The sequence below is a fragment of the Actinoplanes sp. NPDC049265 genome, from assembly GCF_043197135.1.
Classification (GTDB): Bacteria; Actinomycetota; Actinomycetes; order Mycobacteriales; family Micromonosporaceae; genus Actinoplanes.
Genome location: NZ_JBICSP010000023.1, coordinates 128,505 through 144,412, shown reverse-complemented (window position 1 = coordinate 144,412; position 15,908 = coordinate 128,505). Strand labels below are relative to the sequence as shown.

14 protein-coding genes are annotated in these 15,908 nt (G+C 67.3%); 5 read left to right on the top strand and 9 right to left on the bottom strand.

Features of this window, described 5'->3' with window-relative positions; genetic code table 11:
* Positions 1–8: 8 nt before the first annotated feature.
* On the top strand, positions 9–3,890 hold the full coding sequence (locus ACGFIO_RS37850) for an SDR family NAD(P)-dependent oxidoreductase (protein WP_392834438.1): 3,882 nt from the start codon (positions 9–11) through the stop codon (positions 3,888–3,890).
* Here the strand turns inward: ACGFIO_RS37850 and ACGFIO_RS37845 are convergent.
* Both ACGFIO_RS37845 and ACGFIO_RS37840 read right to left on the bottom strand, forming a co-directional pair.
* Positions 3,875–5,293, bottom strand: a complete 1,419-nt coding sequence (locus ACGFIO_RS37845) for an FAD-binding oxidoreductase (RefSeq protein ID WP_392834420.1) — start codon at positions 5,291–5,293, stop codon at positions 3,875–3,877. The genes ACGFIO_RS37850 and ACGFIO_RS37845 overlap by 16 nt on opposite strands.
* 283 nt (positions 5,294–5,576) lie before the next feature.
* Positions 5,577–6,155: a TetR/AcrR family transcriptional regulator gene (locus tag ACGFIO_RS37840; protein ID WP_392834417.1), complete on the bottom strand. Its 579-nt coding sequence runs from the start codon at positions 6,153–6,155 to the stop codon at positions 5,577–5,579.
* Between the two features lie 86 nt (positions 6,156–6,241).
* On the opposite strand from ACGFIO_RS37840, the gene ACGFIO_RS37835 reads away from it, so the two are divergent.
* Positions 6,242–7,234: an NAD(P)-dependent alcohol dehydrogenase gene (locus ACGFIO_RS37835; RefSeq protein ID WP_392834415.1), complete on the top strand. Its 993-nt coding sequence runs from the start codon at positions 6,242–6,244 to the stop codon at positions 7,232–7,234.
* Between the two features lie 209 nt (positions 7,235–7,443).
* Here the strand turns inward: ACGFIO_RS37835 and ACGFIO_RS37830 are convergent, their stop codons facing one another.
* A complete protein-coding gene (locus ACGFIO_RS37830; RefSeq protein ID WP_392834413.1) occupies positions 7,444–8,133 on the bottom strand; it encodes a TetR family transcriptional regulator in 690 nt (229 codons plus the stop codon).
* Positions 8,134–8,226: 93 nt separating this feature from the next.
* Here ACGFIO_RS37830 and ACGFIO_RS37825 point away from each other — a divergent pair, with 93 nt between their 5' ends.
* The 3 genes from ACGFIO_RS37825 (at position 8,227) to ACGFIO_RS37815 (ending at position 10,818) form a co-directional block, all read left to right on the top strand.
* Positions 8,227–9,108, top strand: a complete 882-nt coding sequence (locus ACGFIO_RS37825; protein WP_392834411.1) for a patatin-like phospholipase family protein — start codon at positions 8,227–8,229, stop codon at positions 9,106–9,108.
* A gap of 314 nt (positions 9,109–9,422) precedes the next feature.
* Positions 9,423–9,974, top strand: coding sequence for an RNA polymerase sigma factor (locus ACGFIO_RS37820; RefSeq protein ID WP_392834409.1), 552 nt, complete (start codon positions 9,423–9,425; stop codon positions 9,972–9,974).
* On the top strand, positions 9,961–10,818 hold the full coding sequence (locus tag ACGFIO_RS37815) for a hypothetical protein (RefSeq protein ID WP_392834406.1): 858 nt from the start codon (positions 9,961–9,963) through the stop codon (positions 10,816–10,818). The genes ACGFIO_RS37820 and ACGFIO_RS37815 overlap by 14 nt, the downstream gene beginning before the upstream one ends.
* A 206-nt stretch (positions 10,819–11,024) precedes the next feature.
* Here ACGFIO_RS37815 and ACGFIO_RS37810 read toward each other — a convergent pair whose 3' ends face one another.
* The 6 genes from ACGFIO_RS37810 to ACGFIO_RS37785 are packed head-to-tail and all read right to left on the bottom strand — an operon-like array spanning position 11,025 to position 15,816.
* The gene (locus tag ACGFIO_RS37810) at positions 11,025–11,804 is read right to left on the bottom strand and encodes a TIM barrel protein (protein ID WP_392834404.1); all 780 of its coding nucleotides are present in this window, start codon (positions 11,802–11,804) and stop codon (positions 11,025–11,027) included.
* 25 nt (positions 11,805–11,829) lie between these two features.
* Positions 11,830–12,210 (bottom strand): MBL fold metallo-hydrolase, encoded by a 381-nt coding sequence (locus ACGFIO_RS37805; RefSeq protein WP_392834435.1) that lies wholly within the window; start codon positions 12,208–12,210, stop codon positions 11,830–11,832.
* A gap of 16 nt (positions 12,211–12,226) precedes the next feature.
* Positions 12,227–12,901, bottom strand: coding sequence for a fumarylacetoacetate hydrolase family protein (locus tag ACGFIO_RS37800; RefSeq protein ID WP_392834401.1), 675 nt, complete (start codon positions 12,899–12,901; stop codon positions 12,227–12,229).
* A complete protein-coding gene (locus ACGFIO_RS37795; RefSeq protein WP_392834399.1) occupies positions 12,898–14,445 on the bottom strand; it encodes a GMC oxidoreductase in 1,548 nt (515 codons plus the stop codon). Before ACGFIO_RS37795 ends, ACGFIO_RS37800 begins: the two co-directional genes overlap by 4 nt.
* Positions 14,442–14,837 carry a DUF6379 domain-containing protein gene (locus tag ACGFIO_RS37790; RefSeq protein ID WP_392834397.1) on the bottom strand — a complete coding sequence of 132 codons (396 nt, stop codon included), beginning with the start codon at positions 14,835–14,837 and terminating at the stop codon, positions 14,442–14,444. The genes ACGFIO_RS37795 and ACGFIO_RS37790 overlap by 4 nt, the downstream gene beginning before the upstream one ends.
* Positions 14,830–15,816, bottom strand: a complete 987-nt coding sequence (locus ACGFIO_RS37785) for a sugar phosphate isomerase/epimerase family protein (RefSeq protein ID WP_392834396.1) — start codon at positions 15,814–15,816, stop codon at positions 14,830–14,832. The genes ACGFIO_RS37790 and ACGFIO_RS37785 overlap by 8 nt, the downstream gene beginning before the upstream one ends.
* Positions 15,817–15,908 lie beyond the last annotated feature (92 nt).

Below are 15,908 nucleotides of genomic sequence, written 5' to 3'. Positions count from 1 at the left end.
AGGTGGATGTGTTGGAGCGGGAGATTCTGGGGGCGTTGGAGTCTGTGCGTCCGGGTCGGGCGCGTCTGCTGATGGTGTCGGCGATGACCGGTGAGGTGTTGGACGGTCCGGAGTTGGGTGCCCGGTATTGGTTCGACAGTTTGCGGGCCCCGGTTGATTTCCAGCGTTCGACGCGGGTGCTGGCTGAGCGCGGATATCGCATGTTCATCGAGGCGTCCCCGCATCCGGTGCTGACTGCTGCGATGACCGAAACCCTTGAGGCAAAACGGATCCACAGTGTCCTGGTTACCGGCACGCTGACCCGGGATGCGGGTGGGGCGGCCGGGTTGTTGACGGCGTTGGGTCGCGCGTATGTGGCGGGCGCCAAGCTGGACTGGGTCAAAGTGTCCGGTCCGGGTCGGCGGGTGGATCTGCCGACGTATGCGTTCCAGCGTGCCCGTTACTGGCTGGAGGCTGCCTCGACGGAAACGGTGGCCGGAGTTCATCCGTTGTTGGGGGCGGTGACTGAGCTGGTGGGTGGTGGCTTGGTGTTCACCGGCCGGGTGTCGGTTCAGAGTCTTCCGTGGCTGGCGGATCATGTTCTGTTGGGCAGCGTGGTGGTGCCGGGTGCGGCGTTGGTGGAGATGGCGGTCGCCGCTGGTGAGCGCGCGGGTTGCGGGCGGGTGGAGGAGTTGGTGTTGCGGGCCCCGCTGGTGATTCCCGCGGACGAGGCGGTTCAGGTGCAGGTGACTGTTGGGGTGCCGGGTGAGGGTGGGGCCCGGTCGGTGGCCGTGCATGCGCGTTCGGGTGGTGGTTCGGCGTCGTGGAGTGAGCACGCTGTGGGTGTGTTGTCTCCTGCTGGGCTTTCCGGGGGTGAGTGGGCTGGGCGGCAGTGGCCGCCGGCGGGTGGTGTCGCGGTGGATGTTTCGGACTTGTACGCGGGGCTGGGGGTGCGCGGTTACGGGTACGGGCCGGCCTTCCGTGGTTTGCGCGCGGTGTGGCGACGCGGCGAGGAAGCCTTCGCCGAAGTCATGCTGTCCGAGACGGAGCAGGACGAGGCCGGGTCGTTCGGGGTGCATCCGGCGCTGCTCGACGCGGTACTGCACGCAGCCGGTCCGGGCGGAGTGCTCGGGGCTTCCGGCGAGAAGACTATGGTCCCGTTCGCGTGGCGGGGCGTGACCTTGCACAACGCCGGGGCGAGTGCGGTTCGGGCCCGGCTTGTGCGCCGCGGCCCCGACGAGCTCCGGATGCAAGCTGTCGACGCCGCCGGCCGGCCGGTCCTGACCGTGGACTCGCTGCTGGTGCGCCCGATGACGGCCGAGCAGCTCGGCGCGGCCGCGGACCGGGACGCGCTGTTCGCCATCCGCTGGGTCCCAGTCGCGGAGTCGGGCCCGGTCGCGGTGCCGGGCCCGGTCGCGGTGACCGGGGGTGGCGGTAAGGAGCTGGCCGCGGCTCTGACGGCGGCAGGTGCCGATGCTCGCGCGTACCCCAACCTGATCGCGGTGGCGAGGGCAGTGGCGGCGGGTGCTCCGGCGCCGCGAGTGGTGCTGGCCCGGATGACCGGCCGGACCAGTGACGCCGCGGCGGGCGGTGCCCGGGTGGCGAGCCAGGCCCTGGTGCTGGCGCAGCAGTGGCTCGACTCCGGGCCCCTGGCGGCCTCCCTGCTGGTGGTGGCGACCAGCGGGGCGGTGTCCGCCGTGCCCGGGGAAGGAGTGCCGGACCTGTCCGCCGCCCCGGTTTGGGGGCTGCTGCGTTCGGCGCAGGCGGAGAATCCGGGCCGGTTCGCCCTGATCGACCTCGACCCGGCAGCCGCCGATGCGGGGCTGACGGCGGCGGTCGCGGCGGTGTTGGCCGGAGAACCGGAGGTGGCGGTTCGTGATGGCCGGGTGCTGGCCCGTCGGCTGGCTCGTCCCGCTCCCGAGGACCTTCAAGGCGGTGATGGTGCTCGCGGGTGGGATCCGGATGGCACGGTTCTGATCACCGGAGGTACGGGCACGCTCGGTGCGGAGTTGGCTCGGCACTTGGTCGCCTCTGATCGGGCCGGGCATTTGTTGCTGGCTTCGCGGGGTGGTCCGGCGGTGCCGGGCGTGGCCGGCTTGGCGGCTGAGTTGGCGACCGCCGGCGCCGCGGTGACGGTCACAGCATGTGACGTGGGCAGCCGGCCGCAGTTGGCGGCGCTGATTGCCGGCGTACCGAAGGGTTGGCCCTTGGCCGCGGTGGTGCACGCGGCGGGAGCTCTGGACGACGGTTTGGTGACGTCGCTGTCTCCCGCTCGTATCGATGCGGTGATGGGGCCGAAGGCGGCCGGCGCGTGGCATCTGCACGAGCTGACAGCGGATCTGAATGTGGGCGCGTTTGTGTTGTTCTCCTCGGCCGCGGCAACATTCGGGTCCCCAGGGCAGGGCAATTACGCTGCCGCGAATGCGTTTCTGGATGGTCTGGCCGCGGAGCGTCGGGCGGCAGGTTTGCCGGCGTCGTCGTTGGCGTGGGGGTTGTGGGAGCAACGCAGCGGGATCACCGCACACCTGACCGACCAGGATGCCGCCCGGATCAATCAGGCCGGGATGCGGATGCTGCAGACCGAGCAGGCGCTGAAGTTGTTCGACACCGCGACCGCCCTCGACGAGCCGCTGACCGTCCTGGCCCCACTGGACCCGGCCGCCCTCGCCGCCGGCGCGGTCCCGCTGCTCGCCGGGTTCGCCCGCCCCACCACCCGCGACGGCAGCAGGTCGGCCGCCGGCGGGATGGCCGGGCAGTTGGCCGGCCTGGCCCCCGCCGATCAGGAGCGGCTGCTGCTCGACCTGATCCGCGCACAGGCCGCCGCGGTCCTCGGTCACTCCTCTCCGGACGCGGTCGGCGGCACGACGTTCCTGGAGATGGGCTTCGACTCGCTGACCGCGGTCGAGCTGCGGAACCGCCTCGGCGCCGTCACCGGCGTCACGCTGCCCGCGACCGCCATCTTCGAGCACCCCACCGCCGCCGCGCTGGCGCCGATTCTGTGGGAGATGCTTTCCGACGCCGGCCACCTGGACGACGGCGTGGAGCAACCTGAGCCGGCCCCCGCGGCGTCCTCGCTGAAGGCCCTCTTCGAGCAGTCGACGAAGAACGGCCGAGGGCAGGAGTTCTTCGACGCGGTTGCCCGCGTCGCGCTGTTCCGTCCGATGTTCTCCGGCCGCGCCGATCGGAAGGACGCGCCGGTTCCGATCAGAGTCTCGCAGGGGAGCGCTGAACCCGGGATCTTCTGCATCCCGACCTTCTACGGACCGTACCGTCCGCAGCAGTACGCGCGATTCTCCCGCCGATTCCGCGAGGACCGCGACGTGTCGATCCTGACGCTGCCCGGATTCGTAGACGGCGAGTCACTGCCGGCCACCGCGCATTCCCTGATGGAGGCGCTCGCCGACAACATCTCCAGCACCGCGCAAGGCGCGCCGTTCGTTCTCGTCGGGCATTCCGCGGGAGGCATCATCGCGTACGCGCTGGCGGAGCACCTGGAAAGCAACGGCATGGCGCCGTCGGGCGTCGTGCTGATCGACACGTACCTCCAGCGCGACAATGTGATCACGAGGAGCGGGCTCCTCAACGACCTGTGGGCGGGAATGGAAACGTACGGGTACAACAACAGTCGCCTGGACGACGAGACCTGGCTGACCGCCATGGCTCACTACGATTCGCTCGGCCTGCGGGATCTCCGGGAGATCGCCGCTCCCACCCTGCTGGTGCGGGCCGGCGAGCCCGTCGGAGAGGCGTCGGCCAACGACGACTGGCGGGTCTCCTGGGAGTTCCCCGGCGCCGCGAGAGTCATCGACACGCCGGGGAACCACTTCACGATGATGCAGGAACACGCCGACGGGACAGCGCTGGCCGTCGGCGACTGGATGACGTCACTGGAGAGTCATCCGTCGAGCTGATCCCCGCCCAGCGGCTTGATGTTGGAGTTGAGACGGAAGAAGTTCTGCGGGTCCCAGGCGGTCTTGACCTGGCGGAGGCGCTGAAGTTTGGCGTCTCCGTAGACATCGGCCAGGGACCCGCTCCCGTCCTGGAACATCATGTTGACGTAGCTGGTGGTCATGTCGAGGTGCTGCCGGGTCGTCTCCCAAGCCCGCCTGGTCCAGCCGACGACGCGCTCACGTTCCTGGGGTTTGGTGAATCCCACTTCGATGCTGCAGTGCCACTGGGCGGCCCGGCCGCTGTAGGCGGTGTCGTCCTCGGCGACATCGCCGGCGGCGCCGCCGATGGAGTGCAGGGAAAAGACCTCTTGAAGTACGTTCGGGGAAGCGATCTCGAGGTGGTCGAGCGAGTGCTGAACGAAGCTCTCGACCAGTGACGAGGAGAGTTCCCGGGTGTGCCCCGACTTCATGTACCAGCCGGTGCCGTGGCCCGACGCATTGTCGAACCGCTGCTGCGCCTCCAGGAAGTTGGCCGGGCCGATGCTGTTGTGGACGGGCTTCGCGAACCCCGTGACCTCCCGGAGCGGTTCGTCGCCGGGCTCGCCCCGGTAGACGACGTTGACGGCCAGCAGCCACTCGGACTCGTCGGCGGCCGGCGTGAAGGCCGGATTGACGGCGAGTCCGTGTGACACGCACATCTCCCGCGGAGCGTGCTCCATGATCTCGCCGAGCCCCAGGATGACGTCGACCGCCTGGCTCATCGGAAAGTAGAGCTGGCCTCCTTGCACGTTGCCGAGCACGTGCGTCCGGCACTCGAACTCGGTCACGATGCCGAAGTTGCCGCCCCCGCCCTTCAGCCCCCAGAAGAGGTCCTCGTTCTCGGTGGCACTCGCGGTGACGACATCGCCGGCGGCCGTGACCACCCGCAGCCGGACGAACTGGTCGCAGGTCAGTCCGAAGGACCGGGTGAGATATCCGATCCCGCCGCCGAGCGCGAGCCCCGCCAGGCCCGTGTGCGACACGATGCCCGCCGGCAACACGAGCCCATGAACGGCCGTTGCGCTGTCGACATCTCGCAGGAGCACGCCGGCCTGGGCGCGGACGATGCCGGTCTCGGGGTCGAGCCGGATGCGGTTCATCCGGCCCAGGTCGATCACCATGCCGTCGTCGCAGGTGGAGTGACCGGGGTAGCTGTGCCCACCGCTGCGAACGGCCACGAGTAGATCGTTGTCGCGCGCGAACCGAACGGCGGCGACGACATCATCGGTGTCGACCGGCCGGACGATGACCCTGGGCCGCCGGTCGAAGTCCCGATTCCAGATCAGCCGCGCGTCCTCGTACTCCGGCACCTCGGGGGTGATGACCTCGCCCTTGAATGTCCCGGTGAACGCCGCACTACCGGCAATCGCTGCAATTCCACCCATCACGTCCCCTTTCACGCCCCACACGCGACACATCGCCATGAACTATTGAAAACGCTCGAAATCCCGACCCGGTTCGGCGGTGTTCACGGAGGCAGGAGGATTGCCCGCGCAGCCTTGCCGAACAACGCACCCGGACGGACATCGTCTCCAGGTCTTCCGCAGCCACAGCAGGAAGGCGCCTTCTGTGTGCACACGACCGGGTCGCCTCCCAAGCTGGGTGCGTTTGCGCTGAGTGACTTCTCGATCTTGGTCAGGCAATTGGTTATCGATATCACTGTGGAGGTCAGTTCAGGAAGGCCAGGGAAAGGTCGGCGACCTGGCGCATGAAGTCGCGGCCACGGCGAGATCGGCCGAGCGCGTCCATGCCACGGACCGTGATCAGCAGCAGCGCCGCAAGCGCGCGGGGGTCGTGCCGGCTGTCGAGATCGCCGGCGTCCTGCGCCTGTGTCAAGCAGGTGACCAGCACCTCTTCATACGTGCCGTACATCCGCTCGGCGCGCAGCGCGACCTCGGGATCGGAGGCGGCGAGCTCGGCACTCGACTTGGCCAGGAAGCATCCGTACTGACTGTCGCCGCAGCTGTCGGCGACGTGGCGCATGTGCGCGCTCAGCCGGGTGGCGGCGCCGGTGTCGTCGCCGTCAAGGTCGGCGTGGACGGCGGCGATCGTCCCGGCGCAGTAGGCATCGAGGGCCCGCAGGAACAAGGCGTGCTTGTCGCCGAAAGCTCCGTAGAGGCTGCCGCGGCTGATCCCGGTCGCGTCGACCAGGTCGTGGATGGAGGTGGCGGTGTAGCCGGCGGCCCAGAAGCAGTTCAGTGCCTTGGCGACCACTTCATCTTCGTCGAACTCTCTCGGCCGCGCCATGAAAGAGAGCCTACCCGTTCACGACCGGCCGTTCCAGAACATGCTATGTTCTGGAACGGCCGGTCGTTAACTCTCAGGAGGAGACCATGATCAAAGCCCTGTCCGTCCTGCGCGCGGGCGCACCGCTGGAACCGGTACGCATCAACCGTCGCGAGCCCGGCCCGGCCGAGATCACGGTCGACGTCGCCTACGCCGGTATCTGCCATTCCGACCTGCACATGGCCCGCAACGACTGGGGTTACTCGACATACCCGACGGTGCTCGGCCATGAGGTGACCGGCTTCGTGTCCGCAGTCGGTACGAAGGTCACCGCGCACACGATCGGCGACCGGGTCGCCGTCGGGATGCTGCTGGGATCGTGCGGAACCTGTCCGAGTTGCCGGGCCGGGCAGGAGCAGTACTGCACGGGCGGCGGAGGGGCCCCGGCGGACGCGGGTGGTTTCAGCGAGCGCATGGTCGTGGGCCAGGACTTTGCGTTGAGCCTTCCCTCGACTTTGGACATGGCCGCCGCGGCGCCGCTGATGTGCGCGGGCATCACCATGTTCTCCGCGCTGCGCGAGTGGGACGCCGGGCCGGGCGTCCGGGTGGCGATCGTCGGCCTGGGCGGACTCGGCCACTTGGGTGTCAAGCTCGCTGTCGCGATGGGTGCTCAGGTCAGCGTCCTGAGTCGCAGTCAGGAGCGGGAGCGGGACGCCCGGCGGTTCGGCGCCACCGGCTTCCACACCGTGCCCGACGCGCCGGCGGGGGCCTTCGACCTGATCATCTCCACCGTCTCAGCGGTTACCGACCTCGCCCCGATGTTCACCCTGCTCGACGTGAACGGAACCCTCGTCATGGCCGGCGCACCGACCACGCCGCTGTCTGTGCCGGTCGGGCCCCTCATCACCGGTCGGCGCCGACTGGCCGGGACGTCCATCGGCAGCCTCCGCGAAGCACGTGAGATGCTCGACTTCTGCGCCACGCACGGCATCGCCGCCGAGGCCGAGATCATCAATGCGGACCAGATGGGTACGGCTTTCGCCCGCCTGGACGCGGCCGACGTCAGATACCGGCTCGTCCTGGATGCCGCCTCGCTGTAGGCACGTCGAGGTATACGTCCGGGTGCGTTTTCGCTGAGCTGAGTGACCCGTGTGATGGATGCCGAACCGGCGTGATCGGAGCGTGCCGCTGCCTGCTGAAGCACCGTCTGGCGATCACCGGTGCCCGCTGGAGCCTGCCGGCGCAGAGGCCGTACTCCTGCTACGCGCCATGATCACCAACGGCGACTTCGAGGCGTGGCCGACCTCGATCAGCATCCGTTGTCGTCGTTGCCCGCGGAGTCCGTGAGGATCACGGTGCCGATGAGGTGAGCCCTGAGGCCAGTACGAAGATCCGCCTCGAAGGAGTCCTCTGCCGGTTCACCCAGCTGCCGAGCCGCTTCCACGAGGGTTTCGGAGCGGCGCTTGTAGGGCCAGACGGCACCGGAGATGATCACCGTCGCCACGGCGAAGGTGAACGCCGATTCATCGGCCAGCCCGGGCAGGCGGTCGGTCAACCACCTGTGGAGCCTCAGCTGGTGCTCGCGCGACCACATCTTGAACTCACGGGCGTACTCAAGGGAGATGTTGTGCTCGAGCACGGCGGCGAGGCTGCTGAAGAGCTCGCACAGCAGGGGCCGCTCGGCGAGCGTGCGGGCCAAGATGTCGGCCACGGCGAGCGACGGGCCCCACGGCCCCCCGGCCGGAGCCGGTGGTGAGTCGTCGAGGGCATCGAGCCATGCGGTCCACTCGGCCTTCAGCAGTTCGAGGAAGATCGCCTCGCGGCTGTCGAAGTAGCGCAACACGTTCGACTTCGAGAGGCCTACCTCGAGGCTGAGCTCGCGAAGGCTGATCTCAGTGAGGCGCCGCTGGGTGAGGAGGTCCCTGGCCACGGCCAGAATCGAGGCCCGCCGCTCGGCGACTTGCTCAGGCCGACGCGCACGCTGGAATCCATCTCGCATGTTGTGAGGATAAGGATCAGTGCCTGCTTGCATAAGAGGCCAGTGGTCCGCTAGCGTGAATGACGGACCACTGGTCTCTTATTGGAGGTGTCCATGTCCGATGCAACACGACGCGCCGTGGTTTTGAGCGGGGGAGGTCTGCTGGGGGCCGCATGGGAGGCGGGACTTCTGCGCGGGCTGACCGATGCGGGGGTCGACCTCGCTGCCGCCGACAGCGTGATCGGAACCTCCGCGGGTTCGCTCTCTGGCGCTTCGTTCACCCTGGGCGGAGATCCGAAGGAACTGCTGAGCACGCTGGATCTGGCGATAGAGTCGACCGAGCCGTTCGTGACCCCGGAACGGTTCTCTACGATGTTCGAGATCATGGCGCAGGCAGCTGCCGACGTCTCACCCGAGGCGGGGCGCCGCCGCATCGGTCGGGCCGCTCTTGAGGTCGAGAGCATCGACGAACCCGCCTTCGTCGAGAAGTTCTCGTTCCTCGGCGAGAAGTGGCCGCAGGCGTTCGTAGCCACAGCTGTTGAGGCCACATCGGGTGAGTTCCAGTCCTGGAGTCACAGTTCGGGTGTCCCGCTATTCCGGGCGGTCGCGTCGAGTTGTGCCGCACCGCTGGTCTTTCCGGCAGTAAAGATCAAAGGACGGCCTTACCTCGACGGTGGGCTCAAGAGCAACCTCAATTCCGATCTCGCACGTGGTCATGGGCGTATCCTTGCCGTGTCCAGCCTTCTGGTCACTACGCCGGTGCCGGATGCCGGCCCGATGCACGACATGATGGCCGCCCAGGTGGTCATGGAACTCGAGGAAAGGCGCCAGGAAGGCAGCCAAGTTGAGCTGATCGAACCCGGCCCGGAGTTCATTGAGATCACGGACGGCGGACGCGACTATATGGTTCGCTCCCGCATCCAGGCCGCGTTTGACGCTGGTCTGCACCAGGCGGCGCAGGCGGCGCAACGCATCAGCGATCTGTGGACGGCGTAGCGGATCGGCAGGTAATAACCACGATCACCCGCGCGGGCGCCCAGCCGCGGCTACTTCCCGCCACAGCGAGATGCCGCTCACGATCCGGAATCCCAGCGTGAGCGGCAAACACTCGCAAAACCACTTCCCAATGTCGGTGTCCGTCCAGGCGCACCGCTGCGCCTGGTCCTGGACCTGGGCGACGTCGGCCCGATCAACCTCCCGCTGGATCGCGAGGCACGTTGTGAGACAGACGCGATCTGTGGCGAGATCGGAGTGCACCCGGACATGTATCCGGTGAGCCGCAGTGCGGTCGTCCCCTGACCGGAGGTGGTATGAACCAGGATACTTTCAGCGCGTTCTATTCGGCTCACGTCGCCGATGTGTGGCGGTTCGCACGTCGCCGTACGGATTCACCCACCGAGGCGGATGACATCACCGCCGAGGCGTTCGCGGTGGCGTGGCGCCGGCGCAGTGAGGTGCCGGCCGGTGAGGGGCGGTTGTGGCTGTTCGGTGTGGCCCGCAACGTGCTGGCCAATCATCGGCGTGGTCATGAGCGCAGGGATCGGCTTCACCTGCGCCTGGCCACCGTCGACCCGACGCCCTCGTCGTACGAGCCGGTGCCACCGCCCGACAACGAGGTCTGGGTCGCGCTTTCGGGGCTGTCGGACGACGACCAGGAATTGCTGCTGCTGCGGGCCTGGGACGAGTTGTCCATCTCGGAGATCGCGACCCTGCTGCAGATAAGTGCCGCGAACGTCTCGTCGCGTCTTTACAAGGCCCGCGCCAAACTGCGGGCCCAATTGCAGCGGCGAGAATCGCGGGCTACCGGACATGAACCTAGCGAATCCCACGCAGAAGGGAGCACCACCCATGACGGGTTCTGAGGACTGGGAGCTCACCGAACTCCGCAGGCTGGATCCGACTCTGCGCGATGCGCCGCCGGCGCCGGGATCGGTCCGGTACGACACCATTCTGGAGCGAGCCATGTCCCTGCAAACCCCGGATACGAACACCCGCACGAATACCCAGGTGCAACGGCCACCGCGTTCGCGGCGATGGATGACCTGGGCAGCGGCCGGAACCGGCGTGGCCGCCTCGGTGCTCGCCACGGTCGTCGTCCTCGGCGGCCACAGCACCTCCGCCTCCGCGGCGGTCCTGACCGCCGCCGAACGCATCGAGAAGGTCGTCACGCTTCGCGGCACCACCCACTCGGAGCTCAAGACGGGCGGGGCGTCGAATACCACCATCGAGGCGAACGGCGCCGACATGAAGATCGTCACGCAGGACGACATCGGCACCATCAACACGACGATCGTCGGCGGCGTCGCATACGAGTCCACTTCCGACTCCGACGGCACCCCCCACAAGAACAAGGGACCGAATGAGCACGGTCTCGCTCCGTTCGCCGAGGCGACCGGGAATGTGGTGCAAGCCGCCCTCGACGGAGCGGACGTGACCGACAAGGGGACCGAGCAGGTACGCGGCGCCGACGCCACGCACTACCAGGTGAAGCTGACGGCCGAGTCGCGCAAGGCCCTTACCGCTCTGCCGGCCGGGCAGACGGCCTGGTTCGAAGTCGAGCACCCCGACCAGATCACGTCCATCGATATCTGGACGGCCGGCGATCTGATCCGCCGCATCACGGTCGACCAGCCGGAGCGGCGCACGACGACCGAGTACTACGACTTCGGGCAGCCCGTGACGATCACGAAGCCAGCCGGCTTCTGAAACAGGGCGGCGAACGAGCGTTACTGCTCGTTCGCCGCTCTCTTCTGTTCCTCGGTGAGCGGCTCGAATCAGAGTGGGCAAACCGCCCAGCTACGAACGTGAGGTCTCTTCTTCCCCGCCTCGTCCGGCCAACCACCATCACCGACCAGCTACAAGCGACACACCGCGACAACCTAACGAAGTCCTGCTGAGTGAACGTCGCCTCGTCACCAGCTTGTGCTGGCAACCTCACGGATGTAGTCGAGCGAGCGAACCGTGTCGCTCGTCGGCCGGTATTCCAATCCGATCACGCCGTCGTATCCGGTAGCGCGCACTTGCCGTAGGCGTAGCGGCCAGTCCTGCGTTCCCGAACCGGGTTCAGTTCGATCGGGGGTGTCCGCGATCTGAATGTGCGCGACGAGGCCCGATGCGGCATCGAGTTCCGCGCTGACGTCTTCGGCCATGCTCACCGAGTGGTATAGGTCGTACAGAAGGCGAAAGCGGGGGGAGGCAACCCTCCGCACGACATCTGCACACTCCGAGGTGCGGTCAAGAAGACTCCCAGGGTGATCGACCCGAGTATTCACATTTTCGAGCAGTAGTGTGACTTCACGCTTGTGGAGAAGATCGGCGGCATGGGCGAAGACCTCGACCAACTGGTCGAGCTGCTGAGCGCGTCGTACCCCCGGGTTGCCGATACCGCTTGTCACGACGAGGTACGGGCATCCCAGGTCTTCGGCCGCGTCCGCGGCCGATTGCAGTCCCTCGTAGAAGGGCTCGTGGCGCGGGTCGAGCATGAATTGTGTACGTGGTTCCACCACCAGGGACAGGAGCTCGACCCCGGTGTCCGTCAGACCGGACTTGAGCGAGTCGATGTTCTTGTCCTGCAGCCCCCAGATCTCGACGGCGTCGAGGCCGGCGTCGGCGGCGGCGCGGACGCGGTCGCCTATGTCCGGCCGGTTCTCCGTGAACAGTAGGTCGAGGCATGCGGAGAGGCGATAACCCATCGTTTCCGTCCTTGGTCGGCCGTCGTCAATGGGCGACGGGGCGGGAGAGGGCGAGGTCGACCAGTTCATCCGCATCGCCGGAGAATGGGTCGCCGTGCCCGGGCAGGATCGTCACGTGGCCTCGCCCGCGGAGGGCGTCGAGGGAGCCGACTGCCTCTGCGACGTTGTGGTGAAACGGACGCGCGAGGAGCTGCGGGCCGTGTACACCGGAGGTGCCGTGCCCGGTCATGAGGGCATCGCCGGTCACCAGGACGCGCTGCCGCGAGAAGGCGAACATCGTGTGCCCTGAAGTGTGCCCCGGCGTTGCGATCGACACCGGGTGCCCGGGCAGGTCGAGCTCCGAGCCCCCTCGGGCTTCCCGAGCTGCCGGATCGACCTCTCGAAGTCGGTGCGCTCGCCTGGGTATCCGCTGTCGATGACGGTCATCCCGTCGGTGTCCGCGTACGGCCTATCTCCGGAACCACAGCCTCAGCAGTGATCGCGGTGTCCGACATGGAGCTTACGAAGTGCTTCGAGCGCTGGGGCCCGAAGCCACTCAGCATCTCCCCGCGCTGCACATCACGGGCGGAGACGTCGTTGAGCAGGAACACCGCCCCGATTGCCTTCGCCGCCGCCTCGGGGCTGGCGTTGTAGAGCGGTTCGGCCAGCACGAACCCGATCTCGAACTCGTAGTCGAAGGCGGTGCTGTACGGAGGCGGAGCTACCGGCGTCCCGGACGGGACGAAGGTGAGAGCGTTGCTCATGTAATAGATTGGCTCCCGATACCACAGCCGATCGGGCCGGAATCGAGGAAACGGGCGCCGACTGACCTGCTCGACGAGGTGGGCGAATCGCGCGACGCGAGGGGCAAACCGTGCGGTCATTCCCCGCGCCGCATCGATCATGTGCCGTTCGAACACCATGAAGTCGCGGAAGGAACGCGGGCGCACGGGAAGCAGGACGGCATCGGTGGAGTCGTCGTGGTCGGGCAACAGCCGCGCCTCTTCCTCAGCGCTGATGGATGTGGCCCATGCCGTCGAGTCTGTGCGCTGCCAGCCGCCGTCGACGAGCTTCTGCGTCTCGATGCGGCCGGACACCAGCCGCCGCCGGAACTTCATCGGACGCGGAATTCGCTAGCGATGGCGCGACCGGTTCGGACACCGAGAGCGACGCTGGTGATGGTGGGGTTGGCGGCCGTCGCGGTCGGGATGACGTTGTTCCCGCCGACGTACAGGTTGCTGGTTCCCCAGACTCGCCCGACGGGATCGCATACCGAGGTCCCGTCATCGTGCTCGCCCATGCGGGTCGCTCCCTGTACATGCATGGACACGCCGCCGGGCATGAGCAGGGGCCCCGGGTGTAGCAGTTCGCCCAGGGCGTCGGCTCCGCGGATCATGGCTTGCCGCATGCCGTCGAGCGACGCGCGGTCCGCATCGGTGACGCGGTAGTGCACGGTTATCGCCGGCATCCCGTAACTGTCCACATCGACCTCGCTGAATTCGATTCTGTCGGTCGCATGTAGCTCCTTCGGTGAGTACCACGACATAGCTACGATGTCCTTCATCTGCTCGACGCCTCCGTTGGCTAGCTGAGCTGGAGAAGCGCCAACCTGCAGGATCTGACCGTGGTACGGGCGGATCGTGTCGACGAACGGCACCCACGTCCCGCCTATGGGCAGCCATGCGGCAGCTGCGTCGTCGGCACCGATCGACGCCTGGTCATCCTCGGCACGCAAGCGGACGGCGGCGAGCATTTGGAAATGGTCGTTGATGTACCTGCCGAGGGCTTCCGGAGTGACACCCGAGGCGAACAGCAGCTGCGGAGTCCGGTAGGCATCGGCCGCGACGACGACCGTTCGAGCGGGCTGCACGTACCGCTCACCCGTCCGCCGGTCCTCCAGTTCGACGCCGACCGCATCGCCGCCTTCCATGACGACGCGGCGCGCCAACGTCTCGTCCCGTAACTCGACCTGCGGCAACTCCAGCATGTCGCCGAGGATTACATCGATGCCGGACCAGACCGCGCGGCCATTTTCGACACGGACGGCGAGTGGAAGGGGCTGCACCGGACGATCGCCGGCCCCGTCGTACACCGCGGACAGGCGTTGCCGCACGAGCCGGTTCACCGGTGCGGCCGCGTTGAGCTGGTGGTCGACCCGGAGCAGGGCGTCCGCACGCTCGAACGCCGATTCCAGCTCATGTGCGGGGATGAACGGTATGCGCTCACTTCCGCTGGGACGAGGGCAGGATGCTGTCCACAGGATGCCCATGCCGCCGACCGCGCTGGTCATCGCGGCGGCGGGCAGCCCGTCCTCCCCGTCGATGCGTGAGCGTTCGCCGATCCGGAACAGTCCGGGTCGTTCGAGCAGCATCGGATCCGCTCCGGGCTCGAGTGCCCGTGCGCGCTCGGAGAACAGCGGGTCCTGATCGACGCGCTGCGTGTAGGGTCCCTGCGCCCTGTGCCGAGCATCGGCCTGGTCAGCCGGATCAGGGATGTTGCCGAGGTGTTGGCCGACCTGATGCGTGAGACGAGGCCCCACCTCGACCAGCAGGACGCGCGCATCCGGCGCCTCATCAGTTATGGTCCGGGCGATGGCGGCGCCGACTGGCCCGCTGCCCACGATGACGACGTCGACGGGCTTGTGCGCGGAGCCGGTGTTCATCGGGCCTCCCGTAGCACCAGGGTCTTCTCGTTGTGCCCTTCGAAGCCCGCCGCGTGGTAGGCGACGCGGACGTGGAGCCGGGCGGCGATGACGTGCTCTCCGACCTCCAGCCCTCCAGGACGCGTCACGGAGAAGGTCGCCGCCTCGTCGAACGGCCAGCGGTCCTCGCTCACCTCCGAGAGCCGGTCGAGCGGGTAGGTGTTCCCGTGCACGGTGAGCGAGGCCGTCTCGGGGGCGATCTCCTCGCCGTCGACGTGGACCGAGACCGTGACCGCCGAGAGCCAGAGACCGCGGTAGTACGGAAGACGGAGGTCCACGGCGAAGCCGGTCACGGACTCGCCCGACTGGGTTGCGCGAAGGCTGTCGTTCACGATGATGTATCGATCAAACATCCGAGGCCACCTTGCTGTGCAGCTCGATGAGACGCTCGAGCATGGAGTGCTGACGCCGAAGTTGATCAACACTGTCGACGGGCATGCGGTCCTGGATGAAGCGGTTCCCCTCGTACTCGCTGGACAGGTACCCGCTCCAGCCGTGACGAGCGAGGACCTCGATCACGCCCGAGTAATCGATACTCGCCTCGTGATCATCGCCGACCATGTCCCAGAACTTGGCCTGGAAGTGGAACAGATACGGCAGGTGAGGGACGAGCGTTTCGGGATCCACCGACGTCATGTATCCCGTCAGGCCGCCGAGAGACGCGTCCGGCCCGGTGGCACCCAGGTAGCCAAGCTCGGCCCCCAAGGTGTGAAGGCTCTTTGGCTCGGGCCCCTCGTAGGCGCTCTTCACGTAGTCGAGCAGGCGGCTCGACGCGCCGATCGATCGCGCCCAGTCGTAGATCACCGGAGCGAACGTCGGCGAGAAGGTCGACATGTCCCCCATCAGACCCAGCCTGCCGTTGTCGACTCGTTCGATCACATCGATGAAGCGCTTGATCCAGCGGCTCTCGTAGGTCATCGGAGCGTGCACCTCGATCGCGAGTCGCTGGTCGAAGTCCTCCGCGTGACGTGCCGCCTCCTCGAAGACGTCGAGCGGGGTGTTCATCTGGACCCTGACGATCTGGCACCCGAGCCGCCACGACAGCCGCATGTCCCGCACCAGGTCATCGAGGAGTTCGTCGTTCGAGAGCACGCGCCCCGAGATCCGCTTGGAGTCGGCGAAGGAGTCGTACGCCACGGGGGTCGTGCCGTGCAGCGCGTGCAGTTCGTGCCAGTGCTCCACCTCGCGATCGCTGAGATGCGGGTACGACGCGAAGGTCTGATGCGGAATGACCTCGATCCCGAGCGCCCCGAAGGAGGCCGCTGCCGCGATCTGAGCGTCGAGATTCATGGTGCCGAGGAAGAACTCCTCCTGGAAGGAGTAGAGACTCACTCCCCGCTGTATGCCCTGCACTGCCACACCCTCCACGGAACGCCACAGGCCGGATGTCGCTGGATGCCATCACCATCGAAAAGTCAACCGGA

Bases quoted from the DNA above. Each gene is read 5' to 3' on its own strand.
- ACGFIO_RS37840 (WP_392834417.1), bottom strand. From the start codon at position 6,155: ATGGCGCGGCCGAGAGAGTTCGACGAAGATGAAGTGGTCGCCAAGGCA.
- ACGFIO_RS37835 (WP_392834415.1), top strand. From the start codon at position 6,242: ATGATCAAAGCCCTGTCCGTCCTGCGCGCGGGCGCACCGCTGGAACCG.
- ACGFIO_RS37845 (WP_392834420.1), bottom strand. From the start codon at position 5,293: ATGGGTGGAATTGCAGCGATTGCCGGTAGTGCGGCGTTCACCGGGACA.
- ACGFIO_RS37830 (WP_392834413.1), bottom strand. From the start codon at position 8,133: ATGCGAGATGGATTCCAGCGTGCGCGTCGGCCTGAGCAAGTCGCCGAG.
- ACGFIO_RS37820 (WP_392834409.1), top strand. From the start codon at position 9,423: ATGAACCAGGATACTTTCAGCGCGTTCTATTCGGCTCACGTCGCCGAT.
- ACGFIO_RS37795 (WP_392834399.1), bottom strand. From the start codon at position 14,445: ATGAACACCGGCTCCGCGCACAAGCCCGTCGACGTCGTCATCGTGGGC.
- ACGFIO_RS37815 (WP_392834406.1), top strand. From the start codon at position 9,961: ATGACGGGTTCTGAGGACTGGGAGCTCACCGAACTCCGCAGGCTGGAT.
- ACGFIO_RS37800 (WP_392834401.1), bottom strand. From the start codon at position 12,901: ATGAAGTTCCGGCGGCGGCTGGTGTCCGGCCGCATCGAGACGCAGAAG.
- ACGFIO_RS37790 (WP_392834397.1), bottom strand. From the start codon at position 14,837: ATGTTTGATCGATACATCATCGTGAACGACAGCCTTCGCGCAACCCAG.
- ACGFIO_RS37825 (WP_392834411.1), top strand. From the start codon at position 8,227: ATGTCCGATGCAACACGACGCGCCGTGGTTTTGAGCGGGGGAGGTCTG.
- ACGFIO_RS37810 (WP_392834404.1), bottom strand. From the start codon at position 11,804: ATGGGTTATCGCCTCTCCGCATGCCTCGACCTACTGTTCACGGAGAAC.